Raw genomic sequence first — 21,255 nt, forward strand, 5'->3', positions numbered from 1 at the left:
CGGATGCTGGCCGTCGGCACAGTCTCGAGGTGGTGGGGTGCGATGGCGACCTATTCCGGCACGAAGGAGTTCGAGGGCGCGCGATTCGTGCGGTCGAGTCTCAAGGGGGCGACGTTCCGGTTCTCCGACGTCAGCGGCATGACGATGCGCGGCGTCGAGCTCGACGGGCTCGACATCGACAGCCACGACCTCATGTTCGGGACGCTGCTGGTGAACGGGGTGAACGTCGTACCGCTCGTCGAGGCCGAGCTGAACCGCCAGTTCCCGGGGCGGGAGCTGCAGAACGCCAAGGACCCCGACGGCCTGCGCGCCGGGTGGGAGGCGGTCCAGGCGGCGTGGGCCGACACGATGGCGTCGACGCCTCCTGGGCTGATGGATGCGCACGTCGAGGACGAGTGGTCGCTTGTCGAGACCCTGCGGCACCTCGTGCTGGCGACCGACGCGTGGCTGCGCGGCGGGGTGCTCGGCGTCGAGCAGCCGTTCCACGAGATCGGTCTGATCTTCTTCGGGGCCGGCGAGATGGGCTTCGACATGTCGATCTTCCGGACGGATACGCCTTCTCTGGACGAGGTCCTCGCCGTACGGGCCGAACGGCAGGCGATGGTGACCGAGTTCCTGGCGTCGGCGACGCCGGAGCTGCTGGCCGAGGAGCGCCGGAACCCGTGGGGTGGCGACGACTGGAAGCCGACGGTGGGGGACTGCGTGCGCGTGATCCTGGAGGAGGAGTGGGCGCACCTGCGCTACGTACGGCGCGACCTGGCGCTGCTCGGTGGGGAGGGCGCAGCGGGTTCGTGACGGGTCGCGGCTGGTCGCGGGGGGCCGTGAGGAGCGCGGTGAGTTGCTGAGCAGACGGGTGCTCAGCGATCCACCGCGCTGTGTCGACGAGGATGGGCTGCTGTGAACCGAGACGCGGTGATCCCGCTGGCTGCCCTGCTGCCCCGCTCCATCGACCTGGTGGAGTGCAAGCTGCACTGCGCCGTCTTCAACGGCGAGAAGTACCCGATCGAGGTGCTGGCCACCTCGTGGGAGGAGTGGCAGGGCTGGAACTCGTGGCGCAACGTCAACGACGACTTCAACCGGCGCTACGTGTTCTCGCTGGCGCAGGACCGCCACGACCCGACGCTCTGGCTCTTCGGTGGCGTGTGGGAGGTGGTCGCGCGACGTCCCGAGCCGCGGGCGGCGTCGTACGACGTCGTGTTCCGTGCCGACCTGATGGGCGCGTTCGTGCGCCGGCTCTACGTGCGGCTCGCCCTCGCCGGGCGCAACCGTCGCCGCAACATGGAGACTCTGCTCGGCGATATGACGGTCGCGTCCATCGCCGAGGAGGTGTTCGCGGGCGACCCGTTCCCGGGCCACGACCGGATCGACCACTCCCTGGCCGAGATCCAGGTCGTGGTGGGCCAGCGTCGTGCCGACTGGCGGATTGCGCTCGAGAGCATGAAAGGCGTCTACGTCATCCACGACCAGGTCACCGGGGCGCGCTACGTCGGATCAGCGTACGGCGACACGGGGGTCTGGCAGCGCTGGTCGTACTACGCCCAGACGCTGCACGGCGACAACGTCGGGCTGCAGGCGCACGTGGCGGAGCACGGTGAGGCCTATTACCGGGAGAACATGCGGTTCGCGCTGCTGGAGTACTGGTCGATGCGGACGTCGGACGAGCACGTGTTGGAGCGCGAGTCGTATTGGAAGAACGTGCTGCTCGCGAGGTCGCTGGGGCACAACCGGAACTGAGGTGAACTCAGGAGGGGCAGGCCCGCCACAGTGACTCGGACATCCACTGCGCTGTGGGACGTTGACGCTGCAGATGAGACCGTGGGCCTCCACCGCAGGGGCTCCGTTGCCCGACGAGTTGCACGCGGCAGCAATGCAGTCGGACCGGAGCCACGCTTGAGTCCTCTAGTTGCGACCCTTCGTGCGTCGGAGATGAGATTCTGGGTCCGTGTCAGATCCCGGGGGTGAGCCGGATGGCTTGCAAGTCGCACCGCCCTTCACGCTTGTTAGCGGAATCAACTTCACGACGTGGCCCTACCTGAAGTGGGCCCGTGGCAGCTCCCATGTAGCGATTCTTCGTGCACGATTCGAGGAGTGGCACGCGAGCGCCCCGGTCTCAGTCGACGCGGTCATGCGTGACGACGGGGTTGGTTTCGATCTGGTTGCAAGGGTTCCGGGGGGATTTCCGAGGCACGAATGGTCGCTCGATCTAGGGGACGCAATTCACAACCTGCGAAGTGCCTTCGACGCAGTGGCGTGGGGCATGGCGCACTTCAGAGGCGACCGGCCCGCCAAACCGCGAGCAGTTTCATTCCCGATCTGCGAGGTCGAGAGTCAGTGGCGGTTGGCGCTCAAGTCATGGGTTGGGGACCTGCCGTCCGCGTTCCAAAAACGGATCCTAGCGCTGCAGCCCTTCACGTATGCGCCGGCCGGTGGGGCCTCGATTCTCTCGCTCCTGCACGACCTTGACGTCCAGGACAAGCATCGGGAGATGCTTTCGGTCTCAGTGAACCTCTCGGGCCTCGACTTCAACGGGGCGTACGAGTATCGGGACGCCTCGCCAGCAGAATCGCCGCGGCTTGATTTGGATCCCGACGTTGAGTTCGGGAACGGTGCGGTGTTGGGCACCTTCCACGCTGGCGCCCCTATCAAGCAAATCGGTGAGACGTTCCTGCGGCCAGCCGTAGCTGTGCAGTTGCCATACCGGGACCTGACCCTCGATGTGATGCCATTTCTCGAGAATCTGCTCACGGAGACACGTCGTTATCTCGATATTCTGCATCTGGGTTTGGACAAGCGCTCCGACGGAGTTCCGGCTCCGCCGGCCAAGGAAGCCGAACAAGGGGGTCTTGCCTCAGGCGAAGAATAGGGACACCGCAGTCAATCTCGTTGCCCACCCACGTCCGTCGCCCGATCCCACGTCGACATGACGATCAAGGTCTTCGTCCCCGCCACCAACCCCGTCCGCCGGATGGCATTCACCACGCTCTGCAGGTGCTCCACGCTCCTCACCCGGAACCGCAGCAACCCATCGGGATCACCCGAGATCGTGAAGAACTGCTGCACCTCGGGCACCTGCCGCGCGATCTCCTCGATCTCGCGCGTGTCCGTCTGACCCGTCAGTCGGATCTCCGTGAACGCATCGATCTCGCCGACCGCACCGTCGGCGACGATCGCCGTGTAGCCCTTGATGACCCCGCTCGCCTCCATCCGCGCGATCCGTCGCGCGACCGGGGCAGCAGACAGTCCCACCCGCTGCGCGATCTCGCTGGTGGGCATCCGCGCGTTGGCACGGAGCAGGTCGAGGATCTCGCGGTCGAGGTCGTCCATCGCTGCAAGCTCGCTTCCCAGTAGTTGCGCCGGACGCTCAGAACGAGCGCAAAGAGCGCATGGATACGGAACAAGAAGGCGATCCTCGCACGACTAGAGCGTGTTCGTTGCGCGTGGTTCGCGTCACCCGCCAGGCTCCTGCGCACACCCGGAGATGAAGGAGGCCCCGTGGAGCCGACCCTGGACCTGCGCGCGGCACTGCGCGACATGATCCTGGCGCGACGCGTCGACACCGAGGCGATCGCCCTGCAGCGGCAGGGCGAGCTCGGCCTGTGGCCGTCGATGCTCGGACAGGAAGGCGCCCAGGTCGGTGCCGGCTCGGCGCTCCGGCCGCGGGACGTCGTCTTCCCGACGTACCGCGAGCACGCCGTCGCCTGGTGCTTCGGCGTGGACCCGGTGCAGCTGCTCGGCCTCTTCCGCGGCACGACGATGGGCGGGTGGGACCCGGCCGAGCGCGGCTTCCAGCTCTACACGCTCGTCATCGGGGCGCAGACGCTGCACGCGGTCGGCTACGCCATGGGCATCGTGCGCGACGGGGACGTCGGCACCGGCGACCCGGACCGGGACCGCGCCGTACTCGTCTTCCTCGGCGACGGCGCCCTCAGCGAGGGGGAGACGAACGAGGCGTTCGTGTGGGCCGCCGCCCAGAACCTGCCGGTCGTCTTCTTCTGCCAGAACAACCAGTGGGCCATCTCGGCGCCGTTCAGCGTGCAGAGCCGCGTACCGGCCGCCCAGCGCGCCTCCGGCTTCGGCTTCCCCGGCGTGCAGGTCGACGGCAACGACGTCGCCGCCTGCCACGCCGCCACCGAGCAGGCCCTCGCCCAGGCCCGCGCCGGCGGGGGACCGACCCTCATCGAGGCCGTCACCTACCGCCGCAACCCGCACACCACGTCGGACGACGACCTGCGCTACCGCGACGCCGCCGAGAACGACCACTGGCGCGACCTCGACCCCGTCGACCGGCTCCGCACCGCGCTCCTCGCGAGCGGCGAGATCGACGACGCCTTCCTCGCGGACGTCGCCGCCGAGGAGCAGGAGCTCGCCGAGCGCTTGCGCACCGGCTGCCGCGCGCTCCCGGTACCGGCCCACGACGACCCGTTCCTGCACACGCTCCACACGATGACGCCCGAGCTCGCCCGGCAGCGCGAGGAGCACCTCGCGTTCGTGGCGGCCGGCGAGGAGGGCCCGGCATGAGCACGACCACGACCACGACCTCCATGACGGCGATGGCCCACGCCCTCAACCAGGCCCTGCGCGACGAGCTCGACACCGACGCGAAGGTGCTCCTCGTCGGCGAGGACATCGGCGAGCTCGGCGGCGTCTTCCGCGTCACCGACGGCCTCGCGAAGGACTTCGGCCCCACCCGCGTCGTGACGTCCCCCCTCGGCGAGGCCGGCATCGTCGGTAGCGCGATCGGACTCGCGATGGCCGGCTACCGCCCCGTCGTCGAGATCCAGTTCGACGGCTTCGTCTTCCCGGCGATGAACCAGATCGTCACGCAGCTCGCCAAATACCGGCACCGCTCCGAGGGCCGCGTCAGCCTCCCCGTCGTCGTCCGCATCCCCGTCGGCGGCGGCATCGGCGCCATCGAGCACCACAGCGAGTCGCCCGAGGCCTACTTCGCGCACACGCCCGGCCTCCGCGTCGTGTGCCCGTCCACCCCGCAGGAGGCCTACACCCTCATGCGCGCCGCCATCCGCTGCGAGGACCCCGTCATCTTCCTCGAGCCCAAGAAGGCTTACTGGAGCAAGGGGCCCGTCGACCGTGCCGCCGGCGCCGCTTCCCGCGAGCAGCTCGACCGCGCCCGCGTGGCCCGCGAGGGCGACGCGCTGACGATCGCGACGTACGGCGCCCTCACGGCCACCGCGCTCAAGGCCGCCGACGAGCTCGCCGCCGAGGGCACCGAGGTGGAGGTCATCGACCTCCGCACGATCGCGCCGCTCGACCACGAGACCGTCGTTGCTTCCGTGCGCCGTACCGGCCGTCTCGTCATCGCGCACGAGGCCTCCCAGTCCGGAGGCATCGGCGGCGAGCTCGCCGCCCGCGTGCAGCGCGACGCCTTCTTCGAGCTCGAGGCGCCGGTGCTCCGGGTCACGGGCTACGACACGCCGTACCCCGCCAGCCGCCTCGAGGAGGAGTGGCTCCCGGGCCTCGACCGCCTGCTCGACGCCTGCGACGCCAGCCTCGCCTACTGACCCGTGGGAGACACCGTGACCACCGCCCAGCAGTTCCGCCTCCCCGACGTCGGCGAGGGCCTCACCGAGGCCGAGGTCGTCACCTGGCACGTCGCCGTCGGCGACACCGTCGAGGTCAACCAGACGCTCGTCGACATCGAGACCGCGAAGTCCGTCGTCGAGCTGCCGTCGCCCTTCGCCGGCCAGGTGCTCGCGCTCCTCGTGCCCGAGGGGCAGACCGTCGACGTCGGCACGCCGATCATCGAGATCGGTACGCCGCAGGCCGCGCCCAACCCCGAGCCCGAACCCGAGCCGGCGGAGGACGAGCCCAAGCTCCTCGTCGGGTACGGCGCGCGCGAGGCCACCACGAGCCGCCGGCGCCGCGGGGGAGCGCGCCCGGCCGCGGCCGCGGCGACGGCGGTGGCCGACAAGCCCCGCGCCAAGCCGCCCGTCCGCAAGCTCGCCCAGGTGCTGGGCGTCGACCTCGCGTCACTCACCCCGAGCGGCCCCGACGGGATCGTCTTGCGCACCGACGTGCTGGCGGCGGCCCCGAAACCGGAGCCGACGCCCGCACCGACCCCGACCGAGGCTCCCGAGACGACGCCGGCCGAGCCCTCGCCGTACGGCGTCGAGACCCGCATCCCCGTCAAGGGCGTGCGGAAGCAGACGGCGGCGGCGATGGTGGCCTCGGCGTTCACCGCGCCGCACGTCACCGAGTTCGTGACGGTCGACGTCACCGCCACCCTCGAGCTGCGTGAGCGGGTGCTCGCCCGCCGCGAGTTCCGCGACGTGCGCGCGACGCCGCTGGCGTTCGTGGCGCGGGCCTACCTGCACGCGCTGCGGCGTACGCCGATGGCGTGCGCCCGCTGGGACGACGCCGCGCAGGAGATCGTGGTGCCCGGCCAGACCAACCTCGGCATCGCCGCGGCCACCCCGCGGGGGCTCGTCGTGCCCAACGTGAAGGCCGCCGACCGCCTGGACCTGCGGGACCTGGCGCTCGCCATCGACGACCTCGCGCAGACCGCGCGGGCCGGGCGCACCACGCCCGAGTCGATGGCCCACGGCACGACCACCATCACCAACGTCGGCGTCTTCGGGGTCGATAGCGGCACACCGATCCTGAACCCGGGGGAGACCGCGATCCTCGCGGTCGGAGCGATCCGCCGTACCCCGTGGGTCGTCGGCGAGGGCGCCGACGAGCGCATCGAGCCGCGCTCGGTGCTGCAGCTCGCGCTGTCCTTCGACCACCGCGTGCTCGACGGGGCCGAGGGGTCCCGCGTGCTCGCCGACACCGCCGCGATCCTGCGCGACCCCACGGAGGCGTTCCTGTGAGCGAGACCGATCACTACGACGTCGTCGTCATCGGTGCCGGCCCGGGCGGGTACGTCGCCGCGGTCCGCGCCGCGCAGCTCGGCCGCACCGTCGCGGTCGTCGAGGAGCGGTTCTGGGGCGGGGTCTGCCTCAACGTGGGCTGCATCCCGTCGAAGGCGCTGCTGCGCAACGCGGAGCTCGCCAGCCTCTGGCGGGACCGGGCGGACGACTTCGGGATCGTCGGCGAGGCGCGGTTCGACTACGGCCGAGCGCACGCGCGGAGCCGCGAGGTCGCGGACGGCCGGGCGGCGGGGATCCACTACCTGATGCGCAAGAACAAGGTGACTGAGATCGACGGGCGGGCGCGGTTCACCGGCACCCGTGAGATCGCCGTGACGGCCGCCGACGGCAGCACGCGCGCGGTCACCTTCACCGACGCGATCGTCGCCACCGGCGCACGTCCGCGGATGCTCCCCGGCGTCACCGCGTCGGCCAACGTCGTGACCTACGAGGAGGTCGTGCTCGACACGACCCTGCCGCGCAGCATCGGCATCGTGGGCGCCGGCGCGATCGGCATGGAGATGGCCTACGTGCTGCAGGCGTACGGCGTGGCGGTGACCCTGCTGGAGTACGCCGACCGCGTGCTGCCCGCCGAGGACGTCGACGTCTCGAGCGCGATGGCCAAGGCCTACCGCGGGCTCGGGGTGACCGTCCGCACCGGTGTGCGCGTGGGGTCGGTGACGGACCGCGGTGACGACGTGGAGGTCGCGTGGACCGGCGCGGACGACGCACCGGCCCAGGAGACCTTCGACCGCGTCCTCGTCGCGACCGGCTTCGTCCCGAACTCCGAGGACCTCGGCCTCGACGCGGCCGGTGTGGTCGTCGACGAGCGCGGCGCGATCACCGTCGACGCCCGGATGCGCACGAACGTGCCGGGCATCTACGCGATCGGCGACGTGACGCTCCAGCTGCAGCTCGCCCACGTCGCCGAGGCCATGGCCGTCGTGGCGGCGGAGACGCTGGCCGGGGCGATCACGATGGAGCTGGGCGACCTGCGGATGATGCCGCGCGCCACCTTCTGCCAGCCCCAGGTCGCGAGCTTCGGCCTCACCGAGGCCCAGGCGCGCGCCGAGCACGGCGAGATCCGCGTCGCCAAGTTCCCCTTCACCGCGAACGGCAAGGCGCACGGCCTCGGCGAGCCCGTCGGCTTCGTCAAGGTGCTCGCCGACGCTCACGGCGCGCTGCTCGGCGGCCACCTCGTCGGCCCGGACGTCGCCGAGCTGCTGCCCGAGCTGACGCTGGCGCAGAAGTGGGACCTCGGGTCGTTCGAGCTGTCCCGCAACGTGCACCTGCACCCCACCCTCGGGGAGGCGCTGCAGGAGGTCTTCCACGGCCTCGAGGGCCACATGATCAACCTGTGATCAGCCGCCGGTCGCGAGGCGTCGCAGTGCGCCGTACCGCGCGGTGAGCACCTGCTGGGAGACCCGCGCCTGCGGCACGGCGATCTCGAAGGCGTGCACGCAGCCCGGCACGACGTGCAGCTCGAGCGGCACGCCCGCGGCCGAGAGCCGCGCGGCGAAGGTGAGGATCTCGGCGCGGAAGAGGTCGAGGTCGCCGGTGTCGAGGTACGTCGGCGGCAGGCCCGCGAGGTCGGCGGCGCGCGCGGGGGCGACGTAGCCGTCCGGGCCCGCCTCCGCCCCGCCGAGCACGGCGTCCCAGGCGACCGCGTTGGCCTCCGGGGTCCAGGTGGCAAGGCCCTCCAGGTGCGGCTCTGCTGTGCGGGTGCGGTCGTCGAGCATCGGGTAGGGCAGCACGAGCCCGGCCAGCGGCGGCCGACCCCGGTCGCGCCACGCGAGCGCCGCGGCCACGGCGATCCCACCGCCGCCCGAGTCGCCCATGAGACCGACGGCCGCGGGGTCGATCCCGAGCGCATCGGCGTGCGCGAGCGTCCAGTCGAGCGCGGCGATCGTGTCGTCGAGCGCGGCGGGCGCCGGGTGCTCGGGCGCGAGCCGGTAGTCGACGGCGAGCAGCGGGACGCCCGACTCCGCGGCGTACCGGGCGAGCAGCGGTCCGTAGTCGTCCACGCTCGCGCAGACCATGCCGCCGCCGTGCACGTAGATCGCGGCGGCGGTGCGCCCGTCGAGGCGCAGCGCCGGCTCCGGGGGAGTGAACCGTCGCACCAGCAGCGTGCTGCCGTCGGCGCGCTCGACGAGGTGGTCGTCGACCGTCACGTCCGGCTGCGCCGGAACGAGGCTGCCGTAGTAAGGGAAGGTGAGCGCGGTCTGCGCACGCAGCGACGCGATGTCGACCCGCTCCGGCGGCGTCGCACCGATCGCCTGCACCGCAGCCACGAGTCCGGCGAGGACCTCGGGGTCGAGGCGGGCGCTCACGCGAGCTCCGCGAGGAAGGCGAGGAGGCCCGCGTTGAAGGCGTCGGGCTGGTCGAAGTTGGCGGCGTGGCCGCAGTCGTCGAGCACGAGCGCGCGTCCCCGGGGTGCCAACGACGCGATCGCACCGGCGTGCTCCGCGGGCCAGTACTGGCTGTCCGCCCCGGCCACCGCCAGCACCGGCACCCCGGTGCGGGCGACGACGTCGCGCCAGTCGGCGAGCGCGTGGTCCTGCAGCAGCGGCAGCGTGACCGGGTGCAGGCCCGGCATGAGCCGACCGATGGCCTCCGTCGGGTCGCCGCCGAGGCGCGCGGCGAGCACCTGGAGCGTCGCGAACGTCCGCTCCGGGCCGGCACCGCGGCCGGTCGCGGGGATCGACTCGGCGAAATACGTCGCGGCGTTGCTCCGGTCGTACCCGTAGAACCCGAGGTCCCACCCGTCGCCGTTGAGCATCCGCGGGGTCTGGTCCACGCTCACCACGCCGCGCACCCGGGAGTCGCCGTGCAGGTCGAGGTACGCCCAGATCGTGCTCGCGCCCTGCGAGCCGCCCACCAGCACGACGTCGGTCACGTCGAGCTGCTCGAGCGCCTCGTGCAGGTCCTGGCCGTGGCGGCCCATCCGCTGCCCGTGTTCCGGGAAGTCCGATCGCCCGTGGTTGCGGCGGTCGAGGCTGATCGCGCGATGGCCCGCCGCCACGAGCGCGTCGACCTGGAGCGCCCACGTCTCCGCCGACGCCATGTAGCCGGCGACGAGCACCATCGTGAGCCCGTCCGGCGCACTCGCCGGTCCGGTGTCGGTGTGGTGCAGGTGCACCCCGTCGGACGTGCGGATGGTGGTGGTCACGATTCCTCCTGCGGCTGGCTGGATCGGTGGGGCTGCGGGTCGACCCCGACGGACCGGGGTCCGTCGGGGTCGAGGGGTGGAGCGGGAGCAGCGGGTCAGTCCGCCGGCGTCCAGGAGAGCACGTCGAGCGCACCGGCGTTGCCGACGGTGCCCACGTTGTCGAGCCCGCGGGTGAAGACGTACGACGAGCTCTGGATGACCGGCACGAACCACGCCTGCTCGGCGACCGCCCGGTTGAGGTCGACCGCGGCCTGCTCGATCTCGTCCTCCGGGGCGACGGCCAGGTCGGCGAACGCGCCCATGACCTCCTCGCCCTCGCTGGCGAACGGGTTGAGCGGCGAGGCCGGGGACGCGAAGTTCTGGAGCGCGTTGGTGAACATGCTCGTGCCGGCGTTGAAGAACACGCCCGCGTACTCCTTCGACGCCATGTCGGAGATCAGCTGGTTGATGTCGGCGCCCTCGCTCTTGATCTCCAGCGTCACGCCGACCTCGGCGAGCTGGGAGGCGACAGCCTGGGCGAGCGTGTCGGTCTGGAAGAGGCTGATCGAGAGGGCGTCGATGGTGAAGCCGTCGGCGTACCCGGCCTCCGCCAGCATCTCCCGCGCCAGCTCCGGGTCGTACTCGTACATCTCGTCGAGCGCGTCGTCGTGGCCGTCGGTGCCGACCGGAGCGATCTGGGCCGTCGGGGTGTAGTCGCCGCCGAGGGCGGAGGCGATCGCCTCGCGGTCGACCGCGTGGTTGAGCGCCTGGCGCACCCGCACGTCGCCGAGGGGCGGGGTGACCTGGCCGCCGCGGTCCATGAGGAACAGCGCCTGGACGGCACCGGAGCCCTCCGCGACCTCGATGCCGGCGCTCGACCGTGCCTGCTCGACGACCTGGCCGGTCGTGTTCATGTCCGCCTGGATCTGCCCGCTCTGGAGCGCCTGGAGGGCGGCGTTGGTGTCGGGCAGCACGCGCACGACGACCTCCTCCCACTCGATGGCGTCGGGGTTCCAGTAGTTCTCGTTGGGCACGAACGTGTAGTGGTCGCCGTCCACGGTCTGCGCGGTGTCGAGCACGTAGGCGCCCGCGCCGAACGTCTCCGAGGTGAGCTTCTCGGGCTCGGCCAGGCCGGCGGGGCTGATCACGTTGCCCCAGTTCGACGACTGGCTGAAGACCACCGGGAGGATCGGGTTGGGGGCGTCGAGGAGCACTGACACGGTCTGGTCGTCCTTGGCCTCCGCGCCGGTGACACCCGTGAGGAAGTGGCTGAGCGGGCCGGGGTTGGCGACGTAGTGGTTGATGGTGTCGACGACGGACTCCACCGTCACGGGCGTGCCGTCGGCGAACTTCGCGTCCGTCCGGATGGTCATCTCGAACGCCTGGTTGCCCTCGCCGACGTACCCCCAGTCGGTCGCGAGACCGGGGCTGAACGTGCCGTCGCTGTTCATCCGGATCAGCGGCTCGTAGGAGAGCCACTGCACGATGTTCTGGCCGCCGTTGCCGTTCTTGCCCGGGTCGAGGCTCTGCGGCTTGAGGGGGAGCGCGATGGTGAGCGTCTCGCCGGCGGAGCCGGTGTCGGCGCCGCCGCCGCAGGCGGTCAGCAGCGTCGAGCCGAGGGCGAGCACCGCCGTGGCGGCGACGAGGCGCAGGCGGGGACGTCGGGTGCGAGGGGACATGGTCACTCCGGGTTCTCGGGCAGGGTTCTGGGGCGGGGTTCTGGGCGGGTTCTCGGGTGGGCCGCGGGTACGGCGGTGGGTCAGGCCGGTGCGCCGACGCCGGTACGCCGCGGGTCGGCGACGGGCGCGGAGGCGAGCAGCGTGCGGGTGTACTCGTGCGCGGGGGCCGCGCACACGTCGGCCGTCGGGCCGGTCTCCACCAGCTCGCCGCGACGGAGCACGGCGACGCGGTGGCAGAGGTGGCGGACGACGGCGAGGTCGTGGGTGATGAACAGGTACGTCAGCCCCAGCTCGTCCTGCAGGCCGACGAGCAGGTTGAGCACCTGGGCCTGGATGGAGAGGTCGAGCGCGCTGACCGCCTCGTCGCAGATGACGAGCTCGGGCCGGGGCACGAGGGCGCGGGCGATCGCGATCCGCTGGCGCTGGCCGCCGGAAAACGAGCCGGGGTAGCGGTCGGCGGCCGCCGCCGGGATGCCGACGCGCTCGAGCATCTCGATGCTGCGCCGCCGCGCCTCCGCGCGGTCCACGCCGGGCGCGGTGGTGAGGGTCTCCGCCACCGACTGCGCGACGGTGCGTTGCGGGTTGAGCGCGAGGAACGGGTTCTGGAAGACGACCTGCACCCGCTGGCTGAGCTCACGGCGGGTCCGTCGGTCGGCGCGCGTCACGTCGGCACCGTCGAACCGCACCGTGCCCGCGGCCACCGGCACGAGACCGAGGAGCGCCCGGCCGAGCGTGGTCTTGCCCGACCCGGACTCCCCGACGAGGCCGAGGGTCTCCCCGCGGCGTACGTCGAGGTCGACCCCCTTCAGGGCGTGCGCGCTCGCGCGGCGACGACGGGCGCCGTACGTGACGGTCAGGTCCTCGATCTCAACGAGCGACGACATCGGCGTACTCCTCGCGCAGGTCGGTCGGCGCGGGGCCGTCGACGGGGTGGATGCAGCGGACGGCGCGGTGGGTCGCTCCGGGGCGGGGCAGCAGCGGTACGGGAAGCGCCGTGCAGGCGCTGTCCGCCCGCTCGCAGCGGTCCGCGAAGGCGCAGCCCGTGGGGCGGTCGTCGGCCGGCGGCACCTGGCCGGGGATGGAGCGGAGGCGCTGGCGGAAGCCCGCGCCGTCGGGGTTCGCCTCCATGAGCGCCCGCGTGTAGGGGTGGGCAGGCCGCTCGAAGAGCTCGACGACGGCGCCCTCCTCGACGACGTGGCCGGCGTACATGACCACCGCGCGGTCGCACATCTCGGCGACGACGCCCCAGTCGTGGGTGACGAGCAGGAGGGCGAGGCCGGTGGTGTCGCGCAGCTCGCGGAGCAGGGCGAGGATCTCCGCCTGCACCGTCACGTCGAGCGCGGTCGTCGGCTCGTCGGCGAGCAGCACCCGAGGACGGCCGGCGAGGGCCCGGGCGATCGCGACCCGCTGGGCCATGCCGCCCGACAGCTGGTGGGGGTAGGACGCCAGCACGCGCTCGGGCTCCGGCAGCCGCACCTGCTCGAGCAGCTCCGCCACGCGGCGGTCCGTCTCGGCACGGGATCCGCCGTCGCGGAGGCGGACGACCTCGCGGAGCTGGGCGCGCACCGTGAACGACGGGTCGAGACCGGCGACCGGCTCCTGCGGGACGAAGGCCACCGACGAGCCGCGCAGCGCGGCCACCCGGCGCTCCGACAGGTCGAGCGCGTCGGTGCCGTCGATCTCCAGGGCGTCGGCCGTGAGCTCGAGGCCCGGCGGCAGCAGGCGCAGCAGCGACGACAGGGTGAGCGTCTTGCCGCAGCCGGACTCGCCGACGAGACCGAGCACCTCGCCGGGTGCGAGGCGCAGCGACACGTCGTCGACGAGCGGCACGTCGCCCTTGAGCACCCGCAGGCCGCGGAGCTCCAGCACGGCGCCGGACCCGGCGGGCGCCGCGGTGGCTGCGGGGGCGGTGGTGCGCCGTACGCGGGTGCGGAGCGCGCGCCACGAGGTCGGCGCGGTGGCGCTGCGGTCGGCGGTCACGTCGCGGACGACGTCGCCGAGCACGCCGAACGCGAGGGCGGTGAGCACGATGACGCCGCCGCTGGGCACGAGCAGCCAGGGGTGGGTGGTGATCGCCGTGGAGGCGTCGGTGACGAGCCCGCCCCAGCTGGGGGTCGGCGGCTGCACGCCGAGGCCGAGGTAGTTGATGCCCGACTCGACGAGCAGTGCCGAGCAGGCCAGCAGCGACGACTGGACGATGACGGGCGGCAGCACGCGGGGGAGCACGTGGCGCACGACGACCTGGTCGGCCCGGAGGCCGGCGACCTGGGCGGCGAGCACGTAGTCGTCGCGGCGGACCACCAGCACCGAGGCGCGCACGACGCGAGCCAGGCCGGCGGAGGCGAGGAAGCCGAAGGTGAGCATCGCGGCGGTCTCGTTGCGGCTGAACACCGCGAGCACGACGAGCAGGGTGACGACGAGGGGGATGGCGAGGGCGACCTCGCAGGCCCACATGAGCACGCGGTCGGTGAGGCCGCCGCGGTAGCCCGCGACGAGGCCGACGAGCATGCCCACCACGATGAAGACGACGACCGCCTGCGCGACGGCGAGCAGGCTGACCTGGCCGCCGTGGAGGATCCGGCTGAGGATGTCGCGACCGAGCTGGTCGGCGCCGAGGAGGTGCGCGGCGCCGGGGCCGGCGTAGCTGGCGGAGAGGTCCTGCTCGACGGGGCCGTACGGCGCGACCTGGTCCGCGAGGACCGCGCCCGCCACCACGAGGAGGATCCACAGGGCCGAGATCGCGCCGGCGGGGCGTCGGAGCACCCGGAGCCAGAGACCACGGCGGTTGCGGGCGGCCGGGGCCGCGGGAGCCGCGGCCGCCAGGGGAGCGGCGCTGAGCTGGTCGGTCATCGGGTCACCTCCACCTTGGGGCTGAGCCACGCGTAGCCCAGGTCGGTCAGCAGGTTGGAGGCCAGCACCATGAGCGTGTAGACGGTCACGACGCCGACGAGCACCGGCAGGTCGTGGCTGAGCGTCGCGGTCACCGCGAGCTGGCCGAGGCCGGGCAGGGCGAAGACCTGCTCGACGAGGATCGTGCCGCCGAGGAGGCCGATCATGACGAGGCCGACGACGGTGGTGACCGGCACGGCGGCGTTCTTCAGGCAGTGCCGGGCGACGATGCGCGAGCCGGGAACGCCGTTGGCGCGCAGCGCCCGCACGTGCTCGGTGCCCATCGCGTCGAGCACCGCGCCACGGGTCTGCTTGGCGATGGTCGCCACGCCGCCGACGGAGAGGGCGAGCACGGGCAGCGTGAAGGAGCGCAGCCAGCCGGCCGGGTCTTCCGCGAAGGGCACGAAGCCGGTCGCGGGGAACCAACCGAGGCGCGCCGCGAAGAGCAGGATGAGCAGCAGCGCGAGCCAGAAGGTCGGCACCGCCATGCCCAGCATCGCGAGGCCGTCGGTGATCCGGCCGGCCAGACCGCCGCGCACGGCACCGAGCACGCCGAGGCCGACACCCACGATCGCGGCGAGCACCGTCGCGCTGAGGATGAGCGTCAGGGTCACGCCGAGCCGGTCGCCGATGATGTCGAGCACCGGCTCCCGGGTGAAGAGGGACTGCCCCAGGTCGCCGCGGACGGCGCCGGTGAGCCAGTCGCCGTACTGCGACCACAGGGGCTGGTCGAGGCCGAGCTCGTCGCGGAGCCGGTCGTAGGCGAGGGGGTCGGTGTTCGTGCCCAGCACGACGCGGGCGGCGTCGCCGGGCGTCAGCGAGGCCAGCACGAACGTCAGCGCGGACACGATGCCGAGCGACGGCAGCGACCACAGGATGCGACGGAGCACGAGCTGAGGCACGGACTCCTCCTTCGGGGGACGGGGTGGGGCGGGTGACGCGGCGGACCACCGGGCGGGTGATTGCTGTCACAGCGGAGCCATCGCACCACGGCGGGGTAGGCCCCGGAATGGAGGTGATCTCCACCGGGAGGGCGGTTCAGGGAGAGGTCGTCCATCCCGCTCGACGAGCGGGTCAGGCACGCAGCAGGGCGCGGGCGCCGCGGTCGCGCAGCACGGCCGCGGCGGCCTCCACCGCCGCGCGCAGCGGCGCGGGCAGGGGGAGCGCCGTCGGGTCGCCGGGAGCCCCGGGCAGCGGACCGCCCGGCGGCCCGTCCCGCAGCACCGCCCACCAGCACGCCAGCAGCGCCGCGGTGGCCGGCACCGGCGCTCCGGCCGTCACCGCCTCCGTCGCCGCGTGCAGCACGAAGCCCGGGATGCGGTCGGTCGCGTGCTCCGCGAGCCGCCGCAGCGTGTCGGGCAGGTGGGGCTGCGCGAACCTCGCGCGGACGGTCGCGGCGTACGCCTCCGGGTCCTCGCCCGGCACCGGGTCGAGCGTGGGGAGCACCTCGGCGTGGTAGCGCTCGAGGAACGCGACGACGTCGGGATCGGCGGCCGCCTCGTGCACGTGGTGGTGACCGAGCAGGAGGCCTGGCCAGGCGAGGGCCTGGTGGCCGCCGTTGAGCACGCGGAGCTTGAGCAGCTCGTACGGCGCGACGTCCGCCACCACCTGCACCCCGACGTCCTCGAGGGGCGGGCGCTGCAGGCCCGGCACGTCCTCGAGCACCCACTGCCGGGAGGGCTCGGCGACCACCGGACAGGCGTCGTCCGTGCCGGTCGCCGCCTGCACGCGGGCGACGTCCGCCGGCGTCGTCGCGGGGGTGATGCGGTCGACCATGGTCGCGGGGAAGGCGACGCGCTCCTCGATCCACGCGGCGAGGTCGGGACTCACCAGGGTCGCGGCGCCGACGACGGCCGCACGGGCGATCGCACCGTTGTGCTGGAGGTTGTCGCAGGACACGACGGCGTACGGCGCTGCCCCCGCTAAGCGACGCTGCTCGAGGCCCGCGACCAGCAGGCCGACGGCGGTGCGCGGGGCCGCGCCGCGACGTACCCGCGCGAGGTCCGTCACCAGCGCGTCGTCGGGGCGGAGCGTGAGGTCGGTCGGGTCGACGGGGTAGCCGCCCTCGGTGATGGTGAGGGTGGCCCAGCGGGTGCGCGGGTCCGTCAGCCGGGCGAGGACGGCGTCGGGCTCGTCGACCGCGAGCAGGTGCTCCAGGTGGCTGCCGACGACGTGGTGCGCGGGCGTGCCGTCGGCGCCGCGGGTCTCGACGGTCCACAGGTGGTCCTGGCGCACGAGGGCGTCGTGGAGGCGCCGGTCGTGCTCCGTGGTGCCGACCCCGACGACACCCCAGTCGAGGGCGCGACCGCGGCGGAAGAGCTCGTCGAGGTAGACCGCCTGGTGGCTGCGGTGGAACGCGCCGACGCCGAGGTGGACGATGCCGGGGGTGAGCTGGTCGCGGTAGGTGGGGGCGACCAGCGTCACGAGGCGACGACCTTGCCGGGGTTGAGGATGCCGGCGGGGTCGAGCGCGTCCTTGACGGCGTGGTGCATCGCGAGCACGGCGGGGCTGAGCTCGCGCTCGAGCCCGCCTCGCTTGAGCACGCCGACGCCGTGCTCGCCCGTGACGGTGCCGCCGAGCTCGATGGCCGCGTCGAGGATCTCCTCGAAGGCGGCCTGCGCGCGCGTGCGGGCGGCCTCGTCGCCGGGCGGGGTGATGAGCAGGGGGTGGAGGTTGCCGTCGCCGGCGTGCGCGATGTTGGCGATGGTGACGTCGTGGCGCTCGGCGAGCTTCTCGATGCGCGCCAGCATCTCGGGGACGTGCTCCTTGGGCACGCAGACGTCCTCGGTGAGGACGGGGCCGAGACGCTCGAGTGCGGGGTAGGCGAGGCGGCGCGCGGCGAACAGCGCCTCCGACTCCTGCTCGTCGGTGGACCGGTCGGCCCAGGTCGCGCCGCCGGCGGTGAAGCAGCCGACGACCCGGTCGGCGATCGCCGCGCCGACCTCGCCGGGCTCGTCGACGCGCGCGAGGAGCACGACGTCGGCGTCGACGGCGAGGCCCATGTGCTTCCACGCGTCGACGGCCTCGAGGCAGGTGCGGTCGACGAGCTCGAGGGCGGCCGGGGTGATGCCGGCGGCGGCGACCTCACGCACGGCGGCGCCGGCGTCGACGATCGAGGAGAAGTGGCCGGCGACGGTGATCGCCGGCGGGGGCAGCGGCCGGAGCCGGACGGTCACCTCGGTGACGATGCCGAGCGTGCCCTCCGAGCCGACGACGAGACCGGCGAGGTCGTAGCCGGCGACGCCCTTCGCGGTCCGGCGCCCGAGCCGCACGACCTCACCTGTGCCGGTGACCATCTCGAGGGCGAGCACGTAGTCGCGGGTGACGCCGTACTTCACGCAGCAGAGGCCCCCCGCGTTCGTCGCGACGTTGCCGCCGATGGTGGACCAGGGCGAGCTGGCGGGGTCGGGCGGGTACCAGAGGCCCTGCTCCGCGACGTGGGCCCGCAGGTGGTCGTTGACGACGCCCGGCTGCACGACGGCGAGGCGCTCGAGCGGGTTGACCTCGAGGATCGCGTCCATGCCGGCGAGGGCGACGACGACGCAGCCGTCGGTCGCGTTGGCGCCGCCGGAGAGCCCGGTCCCGGCGCCGCGGGCGACCACGGGTACGCCGTGCCGGTGGCACGCGCGGACCACCGCGGCCACGTCGGCGGTCGAGCGCGCCCGCACGACCGCGAGCGGTACGCCGACGGGTGCCCACTCGGCGTGGTCGTGGCTGAGGGCCTCGGTCGACGTCGGGTCGACGAGGACCTGCTCGGGGCCGAGCGCGTCGAGGATCTCGGCGAGCGCGGGGGACGAGGCGGGCATGGTGCTCCTCGGAGGTGGCGGGTGCGGTGCCTGGCAGCGACGGTGACACACGTCACCGCCTCCGTCCCAGGACACCACCCGGCGCTCCGCGGCGGCGTCGGAGACGACGTCCACCGTTCGGTGGGTTCCGGGAGCATTCCTCCATCGGCTCGTGCCGGTGACTTACGCGGGCAGCGCCCTCATGAGGCGGCGCAGCTGGAGCGCGAGCTGCAGCTCGAGCACGCGCCCGGGGTCGCGCCAGTCCGGGCCGAGCACCGCCTCGATGCGCTCGAGGCGGTTGTAGAGCGTGTTGGCGTGCACGTGGAGGTCGGCGCACGTGCGGGCGTGGTGCTGCGCGTGGCCCAGGTAGGAGTCGAGCGTGCGCACGAGGTCGCGGTCCTTGGCCCGGTCCTGCTCCTCCAGCTCGCCGAGGGTCGCGGCCACGAAGGCGGCGATCTCGCCGCGGCCCGCGGTGCTGAAGAGGCCCCGGTAGACCCCGAGCTCGGTCGGCTCCGCGACCGCGCCGTCGCGTCCGAGGGCGACGAGCAGCGCCGACGTCTGGCGCGCGGCCTCGTGGGCGGCGCGGACCGCCGTCGTACCGCCCTCGCAGTCGGCGACGCCGACGGCGGCCGGCAACGGCGAGCCGCCGAGGCCCTGCACGCGGGCGCGGACGGTGGCGGCGGGGACGCGGGGGAGCAGGACGACGACGTGTCCCGCGTGGTCCGCCGACCAGCCCCCGAGGTCGGCGGCCAGGCGCTCGCCGAGGCGCGCGGCCGCGCGGTGGTCGCCGGCGCCGGGGTCGAGGACGGCGACGGCGCGGATCGCGTCGAGGTCGATGCCCGTCGCGCGGGCCCGGCGCCGCACGCTCTCTGGGTCGACGTCGGCCGCGAGCAGGGCGTGGACGAGCTCGCCGCGAGTGCGGAGCTCGGCCTCGGCGACGGTGCGCTCGGAGGCGATGACGAGGGCGACCGACGCGGCGCCGATCTCGAGGAGGCGGGCGGTCTCGTCTCTCGTCTGCGTGGTGCGGCCGGTGTCGTCAGGTGCCGCGGTGACCAGGCATCCGGCGTACCCGTCGCGCAGCGCCACGGCGGTGGCCAGGAGGTCGGCGCCCTCCGTGCTCGGCAGGTGACGGGTGCGGGCCGCGGTGAAGTCGGTGGCGGTCGGTGGTGGGCTCGGCTGGAGGGCCGCGCCGGCGTCGGTGGTCGGGCGTCCGTCGGCGTCGAGGTGGAGCACCGGGTGGCCGACGACGTCGGCGATCACGGCCACCACCTCGGCGAGCGAGCCGCCCCGCAGCACCGTCGCAGTGAGGGTGTCGCGCAGCTCGGTGGCGCGTCGCCGGCGTTCGTCGAGCGCGCGGAGGGAGGCGTTGGTGCGTTGCAGCTCCTCGAGCCCCGAGGCGCGCTGCTCGAAGAGCTGGGCGTTGCGCAGGGCGACGGCGGCATGGGCGGCGAGTCCGGCGAGCACCTCGATCTCGCGGTCGGCGAAGCGACGCCGTCGACGCTCGGCGACGAGCAGCACGCCGATGGTGCCGCCGGCGACCTGGAGCGGTACGCCGAGGATCCCGCCGAGCTGCTCGTTGGTGGCCGCGGCCTCCAGCTGCTCCAGCCGGACGAGTCGGGGGTCGCGGAGGTAGTCCTCGCTCCAGAGCGGCTGGCCCGTGCGCATGACGATGCCGCCCAGGCCCTCGCCCTCGGCGATCTCGATGCCGCGCAGCGCGGAGCCCATCGAGCCCTCGGCGGCCTCGATCCGCAGCCGCCCGTCGTCCTTCGCGACCATGATGTAGGCGACGTCGACCCCGAGGAGCTGTCGCGACTGGGCCGCGACCTCGGGCAGCAGCTCGGCCGGGTCGTGCAGCGACGCGAGGCGGCGGGCGAGGTCGTTGAGCACGGCCAGCTCGCGAGTCTGCCGGCGGGCGGCGTCGAGCCGGTCGCGGAGCGCCGTCGCCCTCGCGGCCTCCGCCTGCACGTGGTCGCGGTCGTGTCCCGCGGCGACGAGCCGGTCGCGGTGGGCGGCGAGGTCGGCCGCCGTGGCGTCCTCGGCGAGGAGGGTCAGCCAGCCCGGGGGAGGCGCGTCCGCGTCGGCGTGCATCCGGCCATGGTCGCACCCGCTGGGGGACCGGGCCGCCCGTGGCACGTCAACCGTGCGACGGGCCCCGTGGTCGCGAACCGATGGCGGCTGAGGTCAACTTGGCTAGGCAAAAGTGTCGGTGGTCCGACTTAACGTCGAGTCGTCGTCACGGTGGCGACGAACAGAGACAGGAGATTGCCGTGAAGGTCTCGCCGTACCACTCCAGCAACCAGTCCGATCCTGACGTGTACCACGATCACAGCGACTGCCCGACCGGGCGGCAGATCCCGTCTTACAACCGCCTGAACGGTACTGGCGGCTACCCGCGCTGCAAGCACTGCATCAACAAGGGTTGAGCGGCTGCTCCGTGCTGCTCGGGCACCACGGAGCCAATAGTCCAAAACGTCGCGGAATGGCGGCACCGCGCATCTCGTTGTCGCCCCATGACTAACCGACCGCACCTCGTCCCCGACGCCAGCCACTCGATCACCGTCACGCCGACGGACGGCCGCGTCGTCGTCACCCGCAACGGCCGCGTCATCGCCGAGACCGACCGCGCGCTGACGCTGCAGGAGGCGTCGTACCCGCCCGTGCAGTACGTGCCCCTCGCCGACGTCGACGCCGCCGTGCTCGAGCGGACCGACCACGCGACGTACTGCCCCTACAAGGGCGACGCCGGCTACTACTCCCTCGTCGACGGCGACGCGCGCGCCGAGAACGTGGTGTGGACCTACGACGCGCCGTACGACGCGGTCGCGCCCATCGCCGGGCACGTCGCGTTCTACCCGAACGAGGTGGAAATCAGCGTCGCGTAGCCC

At 73.1% G+C, this 21,255-nt stretch carries 19 protein-coding genes; 9 read left to right on the forward strand and 10 right to left on the reverse strand.

Going from position 1 to position 21,255, the window contains the following annotated elements:
- Positions 1 to 42: 42 nt before the first annotated feature.
- The 3 genes from PIR53_05035 to PIR53_05045 all read left to right on the forward strand — a co-directional run bounded on the left by PIR53_05035 (position 43) and on the right by PIR53_05045 (position 2,863).
- Positions 43 to 795, forward strand: a complete 753-nt coding sequence (locus PIR53_05035) for a DinB family protein (GenBank protein WZH53362.1) — start codon at positions 43 to 45, stop codon at positions 793 to 795.
- Positions 796 to 897: 102 nt separating this feature from the next.
- Positions 898 to 1,734, forward strand: coding sequence for a GIY-YIG nuclease family protein (locus PIR53_05040; GenBank protein WZH53363.1), 837 nt, complete (start codon positions 898 to 900; stop codon positions 1,732 to 1,734).
- 391 nt (positions 1,735 to 2,125) lie between these two features.
- The gene (locus PIR53_05045; protein WZH53364.1) at positions 2,126 to 2,863 is read left to right on the forward strand and encodes a hypothetical protein; all 738 of its coding nucleotides are present in this window, start codon (positions 2,126 to 2,128) and stop codon (positions 2,861 to 2,863) included.
- Between the two features lie 11 nt (positions 2,864 to 2,874).
- On the opposite strand, the gene PIR53_05050 is transcribed toward PIR53_05045, so the two are convergent.
- Entirely contained in the window at positions 2,875 to 3,324 is a 450-nt protein-coding gene (locus PIR53_05050; protein ID WZH53365.1) for an Lrp/AsnC family transcriptional regulator, read from the reverse strand.
- A 168-nt stretch (positions 3,325 to 3,492) separates the two neighbouring features.
- On the opposite strand from PIR53_05050, the gene PIR53_05055 reads away from it, so the two are divergent.
- From PIR53_05055 to lpdA, 4 genes are read left to right on the forward strand one after another with little or no spacing between them, the layout of a single operon-like run.
- Entirely contained in the window at positions 3,493 to 4,518 is a 1,026-nt protein-coding gene (locus tag PIR53_05055; protein ID WZH53366.1) for a thiamine pyrophosphate-dependent enzyme, read from the forward strand.
- A complete protein-coding gene (locus tag PIR53_05060; protein ID WZH53367.1) occupies positions 4,515 to 5,519 on the forward strand; it encodes an alpha-ketoacid dehydrogenase subunit beta in 1,005 nt (334 codons plus the stop codon). The genes PIR53_05055 and PIR53_05060 overlap by 4 nt, the downstream gene beginning before the upstream one ends.
- 15 nt (positions 5,520 to 5,534) lie before the next feature.
- Entirely contained in the window at positions 5,535 to 6,830 is a 1,296-nt protein-coding gene (locus PIR53_05065; GenBank protein ID WZH53368.1) for a dihydrolipoamide acetyltransferase family protein, read from the forward strand.
- Entirely contained in the window at positions 6,827 to 8,230 is a 1,404-nt protein-coding gene (lpdA, locus tag PIR53_05070; GenBank protein WZH53369.1) for a dihydrolipoyl dehydrogenase, read from the forward strand. The genes PIR53_05065 and lpdA overlap by 4 nt, the downstream gene beginning before the upstream one ends.
- On the opposite strand, the gene PIR53_05075 is transcribed toward lpdA, so the two are convergent.
- The 9 genes from PIR53_05075 to PIR53_05115 form a co-directional block, all read right to left on the reverse strand.
- Positions 8,231 to 9,199, reverse strand: coding sequence for an alpha/beta hydrolase (locus PIR53_05075; GenBank protein ID WZH53370.1), 969 nt, complete (start codon positions 9,197 to 9,199; stop codon positions 8,231 to 8,233). It abuts the gene before it with no gap.
- Positions 9,196 to 10,038 (reverse strand): alpha/beta hydrolase, encoded by an 843-nt coding sequence (locus PIR53_05080; GenBank protein ID WZH53371.1) that lies wholly within the window; start codon positions 10,036 to 10,038, stop codon positions 9,196 to 9,198. The genes PIR53_05075 and PIR53_05080 overlap by 4 nt, the downstream gene beginning before the upstream one ends.
- Positions 10,039 to 10,133: 95 nt before the next feature.
- The gene (locus PIR53_05085) at positions 10,134 to 11,696 is read right to left on the reverse strand and encodes an ABC transporter substrate-binding protein (GenBank protein WZH53372.1); all 1,563 of its coding nucleotides are present in this window, start codon (positions 11,694 to 11,696) and stop codon (positions 10,134 to 10,136) included.
- A gap of 80 nt (positions 11,697 to 11,776) precedes the next feature.
- Positions 11,777 to 12,580 carry an ATP-binding cassette domain-containing protein gene (locus PIR53_05090; protein ID WZH53373.1) on the reverse strand — a complete coding sequence of 268 codons (804 nt, stop codon included), beginning with the start codon at positions 12,578 to 12,580 and terminating at the stop codon, positions 11,777 to 11,779.
- The gene (locus PIR53_05095) at positions 12,564 to 14,546 is read right to left on the reverse strand and encodes a dipeptide/oligopeptide/nickel ABC transporter permease/ATP-binding protein (protein ID WZH53374.1); all 1,983 of its coding nucleotides are present in this window, start codon (positions 14,544 to 14,546) and stop codon (positions 12,564 to 12,566) included. The genes PIR53_05090 and PIR53_05095 overlap by 17 nt, the downstream gene beginning before the upstream one ends.
- A complete protein-coding gene (locus PIR53_05100) occupies positions 14,543 to 15,487 on the reverse strand; it encodes an ABC transporter permease (protein WZH53375.1) in 945 nt (314 codons plus the stop codon). Before PIR53_05100 ends, PIR53_05095 begins: the two co-directional genes overlap by 4 nt.
- Before the next feature lie 172 nt (positions 15,488 to 15,659).
- Positions 15,660 to 17,009, reverse strand: a complete 1,350-nt coding sequence (locus PIR53_05105; GenBank protein WZH53376.1) for a mannitol dehydrogenase family protein — start codon at positions 17,007 to 17,009, stop codon at positions 15,660 to 15,662.
- Positions 17,006 to 18,391 carry an FAD-linked oxidase C-terminal domain-containing protein gene (locus PIR53_05110; GenBank protein ID WZH53377.1) on the reverse strand — a complete coding sequence of 462 codons (1,386 nt, stop codon included), beginning with the start codon at positions 18,389 to 18,391 and terminating at the stop codon, positions 17,006 to 17,008. Before PIR53_05110 ends, PIR53_05105 begins: the two co-directional genes overlap by 4 nt.
- Positions 18,392 to 18,553: 162 nt before the next feature.
- Positions 18,554 to 20,458 (reverse strand): GAF domain-containing protein, encoded by a 1,905-nt coding sequence (locus PIR53_05115; GenBank protein WZH53378.1) that lies wholly within the window; start codon positions 20,456 to 20,458, stop codon positions 18,554 to 18,556.
- 179 nt (positions 20,459 to 20,637) lie between these two features.
- Here PIR53_05115 and PIR53_05120 point away from each other — a divergent pair, with 179 nt between their 5' ends.
- Together PIR53_05120 and PIR53_05125 are read left to right on the forward strand one after the other, a co-directional pair.
- Positions 20,638 to 20,793: a hypothetical protein gene (locus tag PIR53_05120; protein ID WZH53379.1), complete on the forward strand. Its 156-nt coding sequence runs from the start codon at positions 20,638 to 20,640 to the stop codon at positions 20,791 to 20,793.
- An 87-nt stretch (positions 20,794 to 20,880) separates the two neighbouring features.
- Positions 20,881 to 21,252: a DUF427 domain-containing protein gene (locus tag PIR53_05125; protein WZH53380.1), complete on the forward strand. Its 372-nt coding sequence runs from the start codon at positions 20,881 to 20,883 to the stop codon at positions 21,250 to 21,252.
- Positions 21,253 to 21,255 lie beyond the last annotated feature (3 nt).

It is taken from the genome of Nocardioides alkalitolerans (assembly GCA_038184435.1).
Classification (GTDB): Bacteria; Actinomycetota; Actinomycetes; order Propionibacteriales; family Nocardioidaceae; genus Nocardioides; species Nocardioides alkalitolerans_A.

Bases quoted from the DNA above. Each gene is read 5' to 3' on its own strand.
- PIR53_05050 (WZH53365.1), bottom strand. From the start codon at position 3,324: ATGGACGACCTCGACCGCGAGATCCTCGACCTGCTCCGTGCCAACGCG.
- PIR53_05060 (WZH53367.1), top strand. From the start codon at position 4,515: ATGAGCACGACCACGACCACGACCTCCATGACGGCGATGGCCCACGCC.
- PIR53_05035 (WZH53362.1), top strand. From the start codon at position 43: ATGGCGACCTATTCCGGCACGAAGGAGTTCGAGGGCGCGCGATTCGTG.
- PIR53_05095 (WZH53374.1), bottom strand. From the start codon at position 14,546: ATGACCGACCAGCTCAGCGCCGCTCCCCTGGCGGCCGCGGCTCCCGCG.
- PIR53_05115 (WZH53378.1), bottom strand. From the start codon at position 20,458: ATGCACGCCGACGCGGACGCGCCTCCCCCGGGCTGGCTGACCCTCCTC.
- PIR53_05085 (WZH53372.1), bottom strand. From the start codon at position 11,696: ATGTCCCCTCGCACCCGACGTCCCCGCCTGCGCCTCGTCGCCGCCACG.
- PIR53_05125 (WZH53380.1), top strand. From the start codon at position 20,881: ATGACTAACCGACCGCACCTCGTCCCCGACGCCAGCCACTCGATCACC.
- PIR53_05090 (WZH53373.1), bottom strand. From the start codon at position 12,580: ATGTCGTCGCTCGTTGAGATCGAGGACCTGACCGTCACGTACGGCGCC.
- PIR53_05045 (WZH53364.1), top strand. From the start codon at position 2,126: ATGCGTGACGACGGGGTTGGTTTCGATCTGGTTGCAAGGGTTCCGGGG.
- PIR53_05110 (WZH53377.1), bottom strand. From the start codon at position 18,391: ATGCCCGCCTCGTCCCCCGCGCTCGCCGAGATCCTCGACGCGCTCGGC.